This is a genomic window from Aeribacillus sp. FSL K6-8210 (genome assembly GCF_037963925.1).
In the GTDB taxonomy this organism is placed as follows: Bacteria; Bacillota; Bacilli; order Bacillales; family Aeribacillaceae; genus Aeribacillus; species Aeribacillus composti.
In genome coordinates this window covers 2,638,494-2,651,984 of sequence record NZ_CP150172.1, presented here as the reverse complement: position 1 = coordinate 2,651,984, position 13,491 = coordinate 2,638,494, and the positions used below count along the sequence as shown (strand labels likewise).

The following is a 13,491-nucleotide window of genomic DNA, read 5'->3' as shown; positions in this document are numbered from 1 at the left end:
TCCTCCATTTTCCTTTTAAGACAGTCGGAGCGTTCGACTGTCTTGTTTTTTTGGTTATATTCTATAACTTTACGATAAATACACGGGTAGGTGAGAGGTGATGTCAAGAATAAAGAAAATAAGAATTTTGCTAGAGATGACGCAAAAAGATGTAGCAGAAAGGATTGGAGTTACACAAGCAATGTATTCAATGATTGAGAACGGAAAACGAAAGCCATCAAAGATTGTTGCAAAGAAAATCGAGGAACTGTTCGGTGTGTCGTTGTTTTTCATGGATTAATTACTTGACCGCATCACTATTAAATAGTGCCTCGTCTATTCACGGTCAATAAATATATGGATAGACATTTGAGACATCAGAAGTGTCCTCAATAACTGTAGTCTCATATTTTGTTTCCTCCTACGCATGAGCAGCAGACTTCAATTGTTGAGGTCTGCTTTTTTGTTCGTGCGTTAAAAAAATATTGATGAGGTGAAGTAAATGGATAAGAAAGTAAGTGAAATGACTAAAGAAGAGTTCTTGGAGTTAATTGACTATATCACATATCAAAAAAGTAGAAGAGCAAATGACCAGCTTTTTAAAGGGTTGTTTAAATTTATCAATCAATTGCTTGAAGACAATCGAATGATTCTCGAAGAATTAGAAAATATTAAAGCGTTGTTGAAAGTTCGAAATGCCATAGATGTGAATGAAGTTAGCGAGAAAGTTGAAGAAGAAAATGAAAGTAATGTTATTGAAGAAAATGAGTTTTTAGGGGATGGCAAAAATGGTTTTGATATTTATTCAAAACTAGATGATGAGACGAAAGAAAAGTTAAAAAATGTATTAACAACTGGTCAGTATGTTAATCGGGTTCAAGTGCAGAAACCGAAAATCCCAAAATTAAAAGATTAAAAGAGTAAATGGAATAGGAGGAATTAAATGAAACTGTATAAAGCGTATTATGTTGATATATATGATGAAAAAGATGTTTTAGTGTTTTTCGCTGAAAATGAAGAGAAAGCATTTGAATATATATGTGAACAGAATGTTGAAGATTTTGTTCAATATTTGATTGACGATACATGTTTTGGAGAGTTGCTTGAAGAAATTGAACCTTTCTATAATGAAGCAATTCAGTACATTGCTAAGAAAGATTTCGTAAAATTTGCGAGATTATATTGGATGAATATACAAAAGCCACTATGGACATTAGAAGAGATTGATGTTCCAGAAGAAATGGATGTATATGCTTGTTATCCAAAGGATGTTTTAGAGAAAAATGATGTTGAGATTGTTTTTGTTGAAAAGGATTTAACAGATGAAGATGAAATCAAAGAATTCGTTTTGAATAATATAGCAAATAGAGAGAGTACAAAAGAACAATTTAGAGATTTTGTTAATGATAAAGCAATCAATATGAGTTTCAACGAAAGATTCTATTGCGATGAAAAAGGATTTATATTTGCAGAAGGATTGCCAATTCGATTAAGAGAAGATGTTTTTGAGAAATTTGAATATGATGAATCTAAATTGTCTGAGTTCTGGTTGAGTAACGTTAATGAGTTTTTTGAAGACAATGATACATATAGAGATTTATATATTGAATACATAATCACTAAAAAAGAACCCGATTTTGATGATGGGTTCTATTTTTATGTGGCTAAAAAGCTACTTGAAAAAGGCGAGTGGATTCAGTACGACATCAAAAAGGTTGTGATATCTCAATGAGCATAAAGATTCCGCACTGTTTCAAGTGCAACAAATGTGGATTAGAAATTGAGTATGAGAAGGCTTTAGAGGTGGAATGTGGTCAATGTGAAGCTGAATGGGAAGCGATATATGAAGATGAAAATGAGAAAGGGGAATGGTTGAATGGTGAATATTGAGAAAGAATTCAAAACGGTGAAAGAGTTAGTTGAATATTGCTTAGAGAAATTCGAGGAAACAAGGCATAGCGATACTTTGTTGTTCTTGAAATGTTGCGAAATGCTTGGGGCTGAAACGATTCAGCAAATAAAGGATTTGAAATTGAATATGATTAGTGTTCACAAGATTAGGCAAGTGATACAGAACAAAGAGAAAAAATGGCTGCCGAGTGAAAGTGTTAAAAGAATTAGGAAGGAAAGAGAAAAAGAGATAAAGAAATTTATGGGCAAGGTTGGGTAATGGTTAAAAATTTGTAATATAATACATAATTTAGAAGGAATTCGTCTCCTTCTGCCGAATTATGGTAGGTGGGAGGAGGTGAAATATCTTGGAAATTAAAGGGTTTAGAAATTTAGAAAAAACATTAAATAAAATGCAAAAAAATCTTGAAGAATATGAGTCAGGTAAGGAAATAGGTTTTTCTGAGCTGTTTAATCCTTCATTTATGAAGAAGTACACAAAATTTAGTACAATTGAAGAGTTTTTTGAAAAAAGTCCTTTTAAAGTTGAAAATCAAGAAGATTTTAAAAATTTAGATGAAAAGGAATTTAACAAATATATCTCAGAGACAACTCAATTTACTTCATGGGAAGAAATGAAAGGAAAAGCTGGAGAAATTCACATTTTAAAAAAGATGGGATTATAACCAACTAAAAGCATCCTCTGGGGTGCTTTTTATCTATGGGAACATGGAGGGAATAATGATGAATATTAAAAAAATGAATAATGAGATTAAATATAAAGTTATTGAGATGGAAGATATCTCTCAAAGTGCAAAGAGGTTAAGTGTAAAAATACTTGTTGATAGTACTAAAAAAGATGAATTGAAGAATTTGATAGAAACTTTGACCGAAGAACTAAAATATATTGACTATGCAAAAGAAAAAACAATAATTAAATTTGGTAATAAGCCATATGAAGTTATATATCTATTGTTGTACAGTAATATACGTCAAGTAAATTTTGGTTTTCCATTATGTAGAGTTCAATGGATTGATGATAATTGTAAATATAAGCCTATGAAAATACAATACGATGAAATTGTTGGTGATAGCATATTAATCGAGTGGCAAGATGAATTCAAATTCTTTGATCAAATAATTAAAGAAAATGAAATAGGTAAAGAGGAGTTTTTGAAATATTCAGATGAAAAGTTTGATTTTATCAAAGATACTTATGAAAATTTTGCGAAATTATTCACAGAATTAATTTCTAATAAAATTGAATTCAATATATACGTATCAGAGATACTTAGATTAGAAGATGCTTTAAATGGTAGCTTTTTTGATTTTTACGGTTTCCCTGATAGTAGTGTTGAAGGTTTAGCTGAATTACATAATCATTTGCAATCTGCTATTACAGATGTTCATAATGTTTTAGTTGTTGCCAAGAACAAAGATTACAGCTTTAAAAATGTTGTTATTTTAACTAAAATTTACTTACAAGATGCAAAAAAGAATATCGAACAGTATTTTGAATTACGAAAGTCGCTTCAATAAAAAGATAATTTATGGAAATTTAAAAACTAACACACTCATCATTACGATGGGTGTGTTTTATTTTTAGGAGGGAAATTATATGTTAGAGAATAGATTGAAGATATTGAAATATATTTACACAGTTGCAAGAAAACACGGTTTGTGGAGCTGTAGATTGTTTGATATATCCTTTTATGATGAAAACAGATTTGATTTTGATGTATTAGAAGCTGACGGAATGATTGAAGTTGTCGGAGAATCAGACAATGAACTGGCAATTGGATTGACCTTAAAAGGTGTTCACTTTTTAGAAAGCAATTTATTAGAAAATGAAAAAGAAGAATATGTAGAAATTGTTAATTCAGATGGAGAAGTTTGCTTGTTTAGATTTAATGTAAATTCAATGAAATTTTAGGAGGGGAATTGTAGTGGATAATGTAAAATTCTTTTATTGTTATAACAAAAAATTAAGTCAGTATTTGAACTTAAAAGGATTTAGATACATAACTAAAGCACGTTCAATTAGAAATTTGAAGGTGTTCTATCTTTATATATTAACTGATGAATTAAAAAAGACTGTTGATGAATATTATCAAGAAATGGGGAAAAAGAAAAATAATGAAAATGTAGAAGCATCTTGATATTTACGTCAAGGTGCTTTTTTAATGGGGTGAAAATATGGAAATTAAACAATGGGAATTTAGACATGCAATATTAAATCAAAATGAAGAATGTTTGACGGTTGCTCATTTTATTAGAGAGAAAAATAGCAATAATGATTGGGAATATGCTGGAACAGTTAGTTATTATTCAGATGGGGATATTCAATTAGATGATAAGCCTGATTAAATGATGATATGGGGGAATAAATGATGATGTTAGCGTTTCAGATAGTATTAATTTTTCTGATGATAATTGGACTAATGGGATTAATCGGTGAAACATTGAGTAAGAACAAAGTGCATTATACATCAATTGTTTTGGCTAGTATTGTTGCAATGTGTGTGACTTTTTGGGTTGATTAGGGGAGTGAAAGAGAGTGGGTGAAATAATGGGTAAAAATTATAATTTTTATTTAGAACGAATAGAAATGCTCAATGATGAGATAAAAAAACTTTAATAACGCTTTTGGTTTAAAAGGAAATGTTGAAATAGATGGAAAGACGAAATATTTTGGTATGGTATTTGATAATGATTGTTTAGACAAAAGCATTAATGAGTTAATGGAAATTGCAAGAAAAGAATTAGAAGATATTATGGAAAATAACTAAAAATCTGTCCACGATGTTACACATGTGTAAGGGGGTGTAATAAATGCTTGATGAACGTGAAATGAAGGCAATTCAATTGTATTATCAAGGCGGTAAATCCGTTGAGGAAATCGCTCATGAGTGTGGATGGAAAAATAGATCATCTATATATAAATTGTTAAAGCGTCAAGAAGCTCAAGAATATATAGATCAATTGGCGAATGAATCACTAAAAGAAGCATTAAGAACACTAAGAATTAATTCAAGAGAGTTATCTAAAGTTATTGTTGATATTGCGAAAGGTAATATTAGCAATACTAAGACCGTTTATGCACAATTGAATGCTTTGCAGAATGTCTTAGAAAAAGCTGGTCTTAACAGTAAAACGCTTGTTATTGAAGAAAATAAAGCGAATGATGAGGATTACAATGAATTGCTTGAAATGTTAAAAGAAAAGCAAGAAGAAATAAAAGAAGATAAAGGGAATGAGTAAATTTTTTTTGGTTTATTGGTGTCATAACTTTTAAGTATTGACACCGATTCATGAGTGTAGTAATATCAGTATATAAAGAAGTGTCATAACTTAGTGTCATAAATTGGACTGATAGGAGGCTACACTCATGAAATATGGCTATGCGAGGGTATCAACTGTTTATCAAGATTTAGAATCACAAATTAAGTTATTGGAAAGAGAAGGTTGTGAGAAAATATATTCTGAAAAGTTCACCGGAACAAAAGCAGATAGACCGAAGTTTCAAGAATTATTATCCATCTTAAAAGAAGGAGATACTTTAGTTGTAACTAAGCTAGATAGGTTTGCAAGATCTACTACAGATGCTATTCAAACAGTTAAAGAACTGTTTGATAAAGGAGTTAAAGTTCATGTATTAAACATGGGCTTGGTAGAGAATACACCAACAGGAAGATTGATATTTAATGTGATGAGTGCTTTTGCTGAATTTGAAAGAGATTTAATTGTTGAGCGTACTCAAGAAGGAAAAGCAATTGCGAGACAACGTGAAGACTTTAGAGAAGGTAGACCAAATAAATACAGTAAAAAACAAATAGAACATGCTCTAAAGTTATTAGAGAATCATTCATATAAACAAGTAGAAGGAATGACTGGTATTAGCAAAAGCACATTAATCAGAGCAAAAAAGAAATTGAAATTAAAGGGGCTGTCCGAAAAGTCGATTGAATCGACCTTGGGCTCAGCCCTTTTTTCTGTTTTTAGGGTACAAAAAAATCGTCCTTTTTTATAGAATGAAATTGACCAAAAAACATTCTACAGAAAGGACGATTTCTTATGAATAATCAAATGACTATTCAAGAAAATTATAACACGCAATTAGAAATGACTCTAGAGGGTATTCAAAAAATAGAGGTTCAAAAGAATAAGAAACGCAAAAAACTAGTTTTCCAACCTTATTGCAATCGTCAAGTCATGAGCATTTTAGATATCGAAATGTATATTCCTGAAAATCATGTCGCCCGTTTAGTGGATGAAATGGTGGAATCGATTCCGGATGAAGTGTTGTATACTCATTATGTTGGTGGGGGTCGTGCACCCTATCACCCTAAAATGTTATTGAAAGTGATTTTATATGCGTACACTCAAAATGTTTATTCAAGTCGGAAAATAGCGCAAATGGTGAAAGAAAATCTTCCGATGATGTGGTTGGCGGGATTGCAAACCCCTGACCATCGCACAATAAATGATTTTCGTAGTGTTCGTATGTCAAACATGATGGATTCTGTATTTGAACAATTTGTCCTTCAACTAGTAGAACAAGGACTTATCGACCTCGACCATATTTTTGTGGATGGTACGAAAATAGAAGCGAATGCCAACAAATATACGTTTGTATGGCGAAAATCCGTAGAAAAATATGATCAGAAACTACGAGCCAAAATTCAATCGTTTCTACAAGAAGCGCACCAAATCGCCTTGGAGGAATTAAAAGAAGAACAATTAGAAGAAGAATTAGAAAAATCATCGGCACAACTTTCTGAGAGAATAGAAGCTTTGGAAAAAGATTATAAACAGGAAGAAGACAAAGAAAGAAAAAAAGAACTTCGCTCTAAAAAATCCCAACTCACCAAACAACTGAAAACGATTCAAACGGATTATCTTCCACGATTACGAAAATACAAAGTACAAAAACAGATTCTAGGTGAACGAAATAGCTACTCGAAAACCGACCATGAGGCCACTTTTATGCGAATGAAAGAGGACCATATGAAAAACGGCCAACTCAAGGCGGGTTATAATGTTCAACTCGCCACACAACATCAATTTATCGTGGGATTTGAAATTTATCAAAATCCAGGAGATACTCGCTGTTTCCAACCATTTATGGAAAAGTTATTGGAATCGATGCCGAAGGAAAAGAAACTCAAGTATGTCATTGCCGATGCAGGATATGCGAGTGAAGAAAACTATTTATATGCGATTGGCGAAGAAAAAGAACCTCGTTTTGAATTATTAGCCCCATACCAAACCTATTTGAAGGAACAAAGTAAAAAGTTTAAAAAGGATTTATCAAAAGTACAAAACTGGAAATACATCGAAGAAGACGATTGCTTTATCTGTCCGAACAATCGGAAAGTCGTATTCAAGTATTATCAAAAAAGAAAAAATGCATCTGGATACATACAAGATTTGAAAGTGTACGAGTGTGAAGATTGTACGGATTGCCCGTTGAAGAATGGGTGTACGAAAGCCAAAGGAAATCGTCGAGTATATTGGAACACGATTTATGAAGAAATGAAAGCGAAAGCCAAAGCAGCTCTTGGTGACGAACAAAAGGCAGCTCTTTATGCGAAGCGTAAAGTGGATGTCGAAAGTGTGTTCGGTAACATCAAGGGCAATTTGCGTTTCACTCGATTTCTGTTACGGGGGCTTCATAAAGTCCGAACAGAATTCGGGATTGTGGCAATGGCCCACAACATACTGAAATGGGCCGCAAATTCCCAAACCAATTTCAAAAATAAGGAAACAGAGCGAATGGAAAAACTCATTGTTTTCTCCATTCGCTCTGTTTTTATGGACTTTTTAGACAAGCCCTTTTTCTTTTGTGTTGATTAATAGGGGTAGGGGTACCTTCTAATTCTGAACAAAAGTCCCTGCAACATGTGCTTTAAAAAAATTTGTGGTATTTTTAGACCCTTAAAAATAGGAGGTGAGATTTTGAATAAAAAAGAAAAAGAACTGCTACTCAAATATTTGAAAAAACATTTCAATGATGATGAAATAAAGCAATTGTTACTTAAACATAAGCATAATTTGACTGGTCAAAATGGTTTACGGAAGAAACTCGCTGAAATTAATGCAGAATATTTTGCTTTAGCTTACTTTCCGAAAATATTTTGGCGTGAATTCGGTGATTTTCAACGTGAACTATTAAAAGAATTAGATGAATTATTGAAAAAAGAAGGACAGCGATTAATCAATGCTGTTCCTCGAAATCACGGTAAATCGACAATTGTATCATTTTTAACTCCACTACATTTAATTCTCTTTAAGCGTATCCAATTCATTCTTATATTATCTGCATCAGATGATTTAGCAGTTTCGTTAATGAATGATATAAAAGCTGAATTAACAAATAATGAAGCCATCATTGAAGATTTTGGTGAATTAAAATCATCTGAAAAATGGTCATCACAAGAAATTTGGTTAAAAAACAATTCATGTATTATGGCTCGTGGTATTTTGGGAACTTTGCGTGGTATCAAATGGAAGGGAATTCGTCCACAATTAGTTCTATGTGATGATTTGCTGACTGATGCAATGGTTGAATCTGAATCGAAAAATGAAAAAGTGAAGAATTTGTTTAAAGAATCGGTATTAAACTTGGGAGATTCATATTCTAATTATCTTGTAGTCGGTACAACTTTGAGTGAAAATTGTTTAATTTCGGAGTTATTGAGCGATGAAACAACTGGTTGGAAGAAAATCAGGAAACAAGCGGTTGTGAAATTTAGCAATCGAGTTGATCTATGGTCAGAATGGGAGTCAATATATACAAATCGAAAAGATCCAGATAGAGAAAATACAGCTCTATCTTTCTTTAATGAACATAAAGAAGAAATGTTGGAAGGAACTGAAGTCCTTTGGGAAGAGCGTTGGTCTTATTATGATTTGATGAAAAAGAAGATTAACGATGGTGAAGTTGCATTTTGGAAGGAATTAATGAACGAACCAAAATCAGCAGGAGAATATATTTTCCAAAAGATGAAGTTTTGGGATACGTTACCTAATTTCAATGAATTAGATATTGTGATGTATGTTGACCCTGCCATAAAAACAGGAAAGAGAAACGACTATTCAGCCATCACTATTTTAGGAGAGCATAAGAAAACTAAACAGAAATATGTCATTGATGGTTCAATGCATAAGGTGTTGCCTGATGAACTGTTTAAGATTTCAGCAGAGAAAATAAAGAAATATCCTATTGATCGTGTTGGATTTGAAACAATCCAAGCTCAGTCGTATATGAAACAAAAATTTGAAGAGTATCTTTGGAATGAAAAAATATATCTACCAGTTAGCGGAATTCAAACGAAAGGTAATAAACATGCTCGTATTGAATCGTTACAACCTGAGGTCAATTCAGGTGAAATATTATTCAATCAAGACAACCATGCTTACAACTTGCAAATTAAAGATTATTCAGCAAAGGCAAAACATGATGATTGCCCAGACTCTTTATTTGGAGCGGTTCAGATGCTTAAAAAGAATAAACGTATTAAAACGTTTGATCGAAAAATTTTAGGAATTTAAAAAACGGAGGTGATAACATGCTTACAGCCCAACAAATTCAAGAAGCAATTAATAATCATAAGAAAGAATTAGCAAGATATGATAAATTGTTCGATTACTATACTGGAAATCATAAAATATTAAATCGTAGTTTACCTGATCCGAAAAAACCGAACAATAAAATTGTAACTGGGTATCCAGCATTAATTACGGATACGATAGTAGGTTATTTTGCATCGAAGCCACTTTCTTATTTAAGTACAACGAATGATGATAAGTTTATTAATGAGTTAAGAACCATTTTTTACTTAAATGACGAAGAGGATCAAAACGCAGAGATTGTGAAATCGTGTAGTATCTATGGAAAAACTTATGAATTGCATTGGATTGATGAAAATGGTCAATTAAAATTCAAACACTTTTCTCCAAGAGAGATGTATGTTGAAAAAGATAGTGTTGGAAAAGTTAAATTTGGTGTTCGCCCCTGGTATGAAACAATCGGTAATGAAAAAATATTAAAAGTTGAAGCATACGATCATGAAGGTGTTTATTATTTTTCAGGAGATCCATTAGTTTTAGAAGAGATGAAAGAACATTATTTTGGAGAAACACCAATTGTTGTATTTCAGAATTCAGAAGAAGAACTCGGTGACTTTGAACCATTAATCCCAATGATTGATGCCTTAGAAATTATGTTGTCTGATACATCTAACGAGATTGAATCTTGGGTGAATGCTTATTTAGCACTTGGAGGTATGAATGGTACAACTAGTGACGACTTAGAAAAAATGCGTCAAGATGGAGCTTTGTTACTTGATGATGTAAATCAGGCTAAATTTTTAACAAAAGACGTGAATCCAGAATTCCAAAAAAATTTCTTTGAAACGATAGATAAATTACTACATAAGTTTAGTGGAATTCCAGACTTAACTTCAGAATCGTTCGCTAGTAATTTGTCAGGAGTAGCACTCGGGTATAAGCTCTTCAGCATGGAGTCGAGAGCATCAACAAAAGAACGAAAAATGGAAAAAGCATTGCGGAAACGCATTCGATTGATTTGTAACATTTTAAATAAACAAGGAAAAGATTACGACCCTTATACCATTAAATTTAACTTTAGTCGAAATATTCCACAGAATAAGGCAGAAATAAGTGATATGATTACGAAATTGGCTCCATTTGTTGATCTGAAAACATTATTATCATGGCATCCTGACATTGCAGATGTTGATTTGGTTTTAAAACGACTTAAAGAACAAGAAGATTCTATGAATTTAGATAACATTCCTCAATTTGAAAGTAGTGAACTAAATGAATGAGTTTCAAAAAGAATTACTTTCAATTGTTGAAGAAATGTATAAATTGACCGACAAAGAATTTAATCAAATAATTTTTCAATATAAAAACAGTAAAGATCAAATCAAACAATATCTTGCTGAATTGTTCATGCAATATGGTAAAGATGGATTACTTGATTATTTTCAATTAAATCAAAATGGTGCTTTAAAAGAATTTGAAAGAAAAGTAGAACAAGAATTGCAAAAAATCGGTGCATTAGAGATTACTGTTTTGACAGCCATTCTAGGCACTGTTTTTGCTCATGTGTATTACAAAACTGCTTTTAAGTTAGAGCAATCATTAGAAATTGCTATTGATTTTAAAAGATTAAATCCTGCCATCATAAAAGAATTTGTGGATTTTGACTGGAGTGGACAACATTTTAGCGAAAGAATTTGGAATAATCAAACAGCATTGAAAAACGCTTTAAAAACGATACTTGTAAGAGGAATGCAAGATGGAGAATCTATTGATAAAATGGCTAGAAAAATTACAAAGCAATTTGAATCAAAAGCGTATCAATCAAAAAAATTAGTAGTTAGTGAAACTGCTAGAATAATTGGTCAAGCAAGAGAGAATATATATGCTGATAGTGGTGTTCAAAAAGTGGAATGGTTAGCTACTTTGGAACAAAATACATGTGAAATTTGTGCGAAACTTGATGGAAAAGTATTTGATTTAGATGATCCCAAAAAACCCAAAATTCCACGACATCCCAATTGTCGTTGCGATTTAATTCCGTACATTTCAAATGAAAAGAAATTCAGAAAAGATAATGAAACAAAGCAATACATACCATACAAAACTTATGAGGAATGGTCTAAAGCTAATGGAATCTAGTCGCTAATTCTAGCGGCTTTTTTATATATCTAAAAAAATAAAAAATTGCACTTCTAGGGCTTTAAAAAGTGTTAGAAGGGCATAGGGAGGTTTTAATTATGGAATTAACTTTAGAACAAGTGAAAGAGTTTATTGAGAAAAATAAGGAATCTGATGAAGTAAAAGAATATCTTCAGGGCTTCAAAAAAGTAAGTGTTGAAGAGATTCAAGAGTTACTTCAATCAGACAAAGATTTAGCAAAATGGTTAGAATCAGAAAAGGATCGTCATGCAACTAAAGCAATCAATACGTTTAAAGAAAAAACAATGCCGAGAATCATTGAAGAAGAGATTGTAAAGAGAACAAGCGGAAAAGATGAAAAAGACTTACAAATGGAACAACTTAAACGTGAAATTGAAAAAATCAAACGTGATAAATTACGTGAATCTTTAAAAAATGAAGCATTTAAATTTATGTCAGACAATAAATTACCTGCCGATTTAATTGACTTCTTCATCAAAATTGAATCGGATGATGATGAACAAGGTACAAAAAGTAAAGAAGTTACTCAAGCGAATTTAAATCGTTTAAAAGAAGTGTGGACTAATTATTTACAGCAATCTGTAAATGAGCGAATGAAATCGAATGGTTTCACTCCAAAAGAAGGCGGAGAAAAGCCGAAAACATTAACGAGAGAACAATTGATGTCAATGTCATCTGATGAGATTGCAAAACTTGATCAAAAATTAGTCAATGAAGCGTTAAAAAATAGTTAAAAATTAGTCATGCGTTAAAGCATGGCTTTTTATATTGTCTTGTTTCTATGCTTTAAGACGTTAAAGAAAAAAGCAAATAAATAAAAAATAATTTTTGAAAGGATTGATGTTTAAATGGCAATTACTTCATTTATTCCAAGCGTTTGGGAAGGTAAACTTTTAGCGAATTTTCACAAGGCATCTGTAGCGGATTTAGTAACAACTTCACCTACACGTGTAGAAGGGAACAAAGTTGTTTTTAACCGTATCGGTGCATCTACTTTAAAAGATTATGCAGGATCAATCACTTGGGATGACGTGTCAACTACTCCGATTGAACTAAACTTAGACCAAAAGAAATACTTTGCAATTAAAGTTGATGATGTAGATGCTGTTCAAGCTGCTGGTGATGTTTTAGACACAGTAACAGAAGATGAGGCAATGGCAGCTAAAGAAGTGATGGATTCTTATATTTTAGGTCTATATACTGGTGTTCACGCTGATAACACAATCGGTGATGATACAACTCCAATTGCATTGGATAAAACAAATGTCTATGATTACATTGTTGACTTAGGTACAAAACTTTCTAAAAAGAAAGTACCTAATTCCAATCGTTTTGTTGTGATCAACGCTGACGTTCTAGGATTACTTTCAAAAGATGATCGTTTTACAAGCAATCCTAACGTACTTGAAAATGGCGTGGTTGAAGGTCAGAAAATCAATGGTATGCAAGTGGTTGTTTCTGAAGAAATCCCAAATGTAACAGGTAAGTTAAAAATTATGGCTCTTCATAAATCAGCTGTAGGTTTTGCTAAACAAATCGAGAAAACTGAAGCGATTCGCCTTGAATCTTCATTTTCTGATGGGGTAAGAGGTCTATTCGTTTATGGTGCTGAAGTATTAAGACCTGAAGCGATGGCTGTTTTAACTGCGACAGTATCCTAATACATAACTAAGAGATAGGGGATTTTCCTCTATCTCTTTTTTAAAGGAGTTGATGTGAAGGTATGAAATTTAAAAATAAAGAAACTGGTCTAGTTTGGGAAGTTGTTCATCCAGACCACATTAAACGATGTAAAAATGATCCAACATATGAGGAAGTAAAAGAAGAAAAAGAATCGGTAAAGAAAACTGTTTCACGTACGAATGTACGGAAAAAAACGACAAAGTAGAG

General features: G+C 32.1%; 19 protein-coding genes. All 19 read left to right on the top strand.

Annotation, left to right across the window (positions count from 1 at the left end; all coding sequences use genetic code 11):
- The first annotated feature begins 100 nt into the window (after positions 1 to 100).
- Positions 101 to 280, top strand: a complete 180-nt coding sequence (locus NSQ41_RS12800; protein WP_339210077.1) for a helix-turn-helix transcriptional regulator — start codon at positions 101 to 103, stop codon at positions 278 to 280.
- 201 nt (positions 281 to 481) lie between these two features.
- Positions 482 to 895, top strand: a complete 414-nt coding sequence (locus tag NSQ41_RS12795) for a hypothetical protein (protein WP_339210076.1) — start codon at positions 482 to 484, stop codon at positions 893 to 895.
- A gap of 27 nt (positions 896 to 922) precedes the next feature.
- Positions 923 to 1,711 (top strand): hypothetical protein, encoded by a 789-nt coding sequence (locus NSQ41_RS12790; RefSeq protein ID WP_339210075.1) that lies wholly within the window; start codon positions 923 to 925, stop codon positions 1,709 to 1,711.
- Positions 1,708 to 1,869, top strand: a complete 162-nt coding sequence (locus NSQ41_RS12785; protein WP_339210073.1) for a hypothetical protein — start codon at positions 1,708 to 1,710, stop codon at positions 1,867 to 1,869. Before NSQ41_RS12790 ends, NSQ41_RS12785 begins: the two co-directional genes overlap by 4 nt.
- The gene (locus NSQ41_RS12780; protein WP_339210071.1) at positions 1,856 to 2,149 is read left to right on the top strand and encodes a hypothetical protein; all 294 of its coding nucleotides are present in this window, start codon (positions 1,856 to 1,858) and stop codon (positions 2,147 to 2,149) included. The genes NSQ41_RS12785 and NSQ41_RS12780 overlap by 14 nt, the downstream gene beginning before the upstream one ends.
- Positions 2,150 to 2,237: 88 nt before the next feature.
- Positions 2,238 to 2,555, top strand: coding sequence for a hypothetical protein (locus NSQ41_RS12775; protein WP_339210069.1), 318 nt, complete (start codon positions 2,238 to 2,240; stop codon positions 2,553 to 2,555).
- A gap of 58 nt (positions 2,556 to 2,613) precedes the next feature.
- Entirely contained in the window at positions 2,614 to 3,408 is a 795-nt protein-coding gene (locus NSQ41_RS12770) for a hypothetical protein (RefSeq protein ID WP_339210068.1), read from the top strand.
- Between the two features lie 79 nt (positions 3,409 to 3,487).
- On the top strand, positions 3,488 to 3,802 hold the full coding sequence (locus NSQ41_RS12765) for a hypothetical protein (protein WP_339210066.1): 315 nt from the start codon (positions 3,488 to 3,490) through the stop codon (positions 3,800 to 3,802).
- Between the two features lie 13 nt (positions 3,803 to 3,815).
- Complete coding sequence (locus NSQ41_RS12760; RefSeq protein ID WP_339210065.1) at positions 3,816 to 4,028, top strand: hypothetical protein; 213 nt, start codon at positions 3,816 to 3,818, stop codon at positions 4,026 to 4,028.
- A gap of 37 nt (positions 4,029 to 4,065) precedes the next feature.
- Positions 4,066 to 4,236, top strand: a complete 171-nt coding sequence (locus NSQ41_RS12755) for a hypothetical protein (RefSeq protein ID WP_339210064.1) — start codon at positions 4,066 to 4,068, stop codon at positions 4,234 to 4,236.
- A 465-nt stretch (positions 4,237 to 4,701) separates the two neighbouring features.
- The gene (locus tag NSQ41_RS12750) at positions 4,702 to 5,130 is read left to right on the top strand and encodes a hypothetical protein (RefSeq protein ID WP_339210063.1); all 429 of its coding nucleotides are present in this window, start codon (positions 4,702 to 4,704) and stop codon (positions 5,128 to 5,130) included.
- A 127-nt stretch (positions 5,131 to 5,257) separates the two neighbouring features.
- Positions 5,258 to 5,899: a recombinase family protein gene (locus NSQ41_RS12745; RefSeq protein WP_339210061.1), complete on the top strand. Its 642-nt coding sequence runs from the start codon at positions 5,258 to 5,260 to the stop codon at positions 5,897 to 5,899.
- A 44-nt stretch (positions 5,900 to 5,943) separates the two neighbouring features.
- Entirely contained in the window at positions 5,944 to 7,725 is a 1,782-nt protein-coding gene (locus NSQ41_RS12740) for an IS1182 family transposase (RefSeq protein WP_339210060.1), read from the top strand.
- A 102-nt stretch (positions 7,726 to 7,827) separates the two neighbouring features.
- Positions 7,828 to 9,423 (top strand): phage terminase large subunit, encoded by a 1,596-nt coding sequence (gene terL, locus NSQ41_RS12735; RefSeq protein WP_339210059.1) that lies wholly within the window; start codon positions 7,828 to 7,830, stop codon positions 9,421 to 9,423.
- Positions 9,424 to 9,440: 17 nt separating this feature from the next.
- Positions 9,441 to 10,721, top strand: a complete 1,281-nt coding sequence (locus NSQ41_RS12730) for a phage portal protein (RefSeq protein ID WP_339210058.1) — start codon at positions 9,441 to 9,443, stop codon at positions 10,719 to 10,721.
- On the top strand, positions 10,714 to 11,580 hold the full coding sequence (locus NSQ41_RS12725) for a minor capsid protein (protein WP_339210056.1): 867 nt from the start codon (positions 10,714 to 10,716) through the stop codon (positions 11,578 to 11,580). The genes NSQ41_RS12730 and NSQ41_RS12725 overlap by 8 nt, the downstream gene beginning before the upstream one ends.
- Before the next feature lie 98 nt (positions 11,581 to 11,678).
- Positions 11,679 to 12,335 carry a DUF4355 domain-containing protein gene (locus NSQ41_RS12720; protein WP_339210055.1) on the top strand — a complete coding sequence of 219 codons (657 nt, stop codon included), beginning with the start codon at positions 11,679 to 11,681 and terminating at the stop codon, positions 12,333 to 12,335.
- A 114-nt stretch (positions 12,336 to 12,449) separates the two neighbouring features.
- On the top strand, positions 12,450 to 13,262 hold the full coding sequence (locus NSQ41_RS12715) for a hypothetical protein (protein ID WP_339210054.1): 813 nt from the start codon (positions 12,450 to 12,452) through the stop codon (positions 13,260 to 13,262).
- Between the two features lie 62 nt (positions 13,263 to 13,324).
- Complete coding sequence (locus NSQ41_RS12710; protein ID WP_339210053.1) at positions 13,325 to 13,489, top strand: hypothetical protein; 165 nt, start codon at positions 13,325 to 13,327, stop codon at positions 13,487 to 13,489.
- Positions 13,490 to 13,491: the final 2 nt, after the last annotated feature.

Bases quoted from the DNA above. Each gene is read 5' to 3' on its own strand.
- NSQ41_RS12800 (WP_339210077.1), top strand. From the start codon at position 101: ATGTCAAGAATAAAGAAAATAAGAATTTTGCTAGAGATGACGCAAAAA.
- NSQ41_RS12795 (WP_339210076.1), top strand. From the start codon at position 482: ATGGATAAGAAAGTAAGTGAAATGACTAAAGAAGAGTTCTTGGAGTTA.
- NSQ41_RS12790 (WP_339210075.1), top strand. From the start codon at position 923: ATGAAACTGTATAAAGCGTATTATGTTGATATATATGATGAAAAAGAT.
- NSQ41_RS12785 (WP_339210073.1), top strand. From the start codon at position 1,708: ATGAGCATAAAGATTCCGCACTGTTTCAAGTGCAACAAATGTGGATTA.
- NSQ41_RS12780 (WP_339210071.1), top strand. From the start codon at position 1,856: ATGGTGAATATTGAGAAAGAATTCAAAACGGTGAAAGAGTTAGTTGAA.
- NSQ41_RS12770 (WP_339210068.1), top strand. From the start codon at position 2,614: ATGAATATTAAAAAAATGAATAATGAGATTAAATATAAAGTTATTGAG.
- NSQ41_RS12765 (WP_339210066.1), top strand. From the start codon at position 3,488: ATGTTAGAGAATAGATTGAAGATATTGAAATATATTTACACAGTTGCA.
- NSQ41_RS12755 (WP_339210064.1), top strand. From the start codon at position 4,066: ATGGAAATTAAACAATGGGAATTTAGACATGCAATATTAAATCAAAAT.
- NSQ41_RS12750 (WP_339210063.1), top strand. From the start codon at position 4,702: ATGCTTGATGAACGTGAAATGAAGGCAATTCAATTGTATTATCAAGGC.
- NSQ41_RS12745 (WP_339210061.1), top strand. From the start codon at position 5,258: ATGAAATATGGCTATGCGAGGGTATCAACTGTTTATCAAGATTTAGAA.
- NSQ41_RS12740 (WP_339210060.1), top strand. From the start codon at position 5,944: ATGAATAATCAAATGACTATTCAAGAAAATTATAACACGCAATTAGAA.
- NSQ41_RS12730 (WP_339210058.1), top strand. From the start codon at position 9,441: ATGCTTACAGCCCAACAAATTCAAGAAGCAATTAATAATCATAAGAAA.
- NSQ41_RS12725 (WP_339210056.1), top strand. From the start codon at position 10,714: ATGAATGAGTTTCAAAAAGAATTACTTTCAATTGTTGAAGAAATGTAT.
- NSQ41_RS12720 (WP_339210055.1), top strand. From the start codon at position 11,679: ATGGAATTAACTTTAGAACAAGTGAAAGAGTTTATTGAGAAAAATAAG.
- NSQ41_RS12715 (WP_339210054.1), top strand. From the start codon at position 12,450: ATGGCAATTACTTCATTTATTCCAAGCGTTTGGGAAGGTAAACTTTTA.
- NSQ41_RS12710 (WP_339210053.1), top strand. From the start codon at position 13,325: ATGAAATTTAAAAATAAAGAAACTGGTCTAGTTTGGGAAGTTGTTCAT.